General features: G+C 57.9%; 1 protein-coding gene. It reads left to right on the forward strand.

What is annotated here, in order from left to right:
• Positions 1–566 (forward strand): transposase (locus AC1RQI_RS16960; protein WP_481905791.1); only part of this gene is annotated, 566 nt, incomplete at its 5' end.
• Positions 567–796 lie beyond the last annotated feature (230 nt).

Here is a 796-nt window from a genome sequence, read left to right on the forward strand (position 1 = left end):
CCCAGGCCCAGAAAGCCTGGTCGCTGGACCGCGACGGCAAGATGGAAGCGGTTCTGTCAGAAGACCTTCCAGATGAACCCGGTCTACGCCGCATCGTGAAGGTCACTGTTCGCACCAGTGATGCCGCTGGTCAGTTGTACCTGGAGCCGGAGGTCAGCCTCGAAGGCTGGATCACGTCCTTGCCCGCTGATGTAGCCAATGAGCAACAAATCATGGCGCTGTACAGCGACCATGCCACCAGTGAGCAATTTCACAGCGAGTTCAAGACCGACCTGGATCTGGAGCGCCTGCCCTCCGGCAAGTTCGATACCAACAACCTGGTCATGGCCTTCGCAACGATGGGTTACAACGTGCTGCGCTGGATGGGTCTGAGACTGACCGCCCGGGATGCGCCGGTGCGCCATCCGGCCAAGCGCCGCCGCCTGAGAACAGTGATGCAGGAGCTGATGACCATGGCCTGTCGCCTGGTGCACAGCGGCCGGCAGTGGATTCTGCGCTTTGGTCGGCACTGTCCGGGCTTTGCCGTTTACCGCGACCTCTATGGAAGTCTTGCCTCCTCCGGTTAAGCCAGTTCGACAACAGCCGCCACCTTAAAGCCACCCAGAAAACCATGCCGGGGCAATCCGCTATTGCCTGAACACCATCTGTTGATCACAAAACCGCCAGTTTATGGCAACTGGTCGACTTTGCACTGCACCTTTCAGCTATTCATGGGTCTAATCTATTCAGATTTTGCCCGTATTAGCCCAGCTTGCGCTTTGCGGGGTATATTGGCCTGCGAAGTCACTGATTCAGG

The organism is Salicola sp. AFF1 (assembly GCF_056783195.1).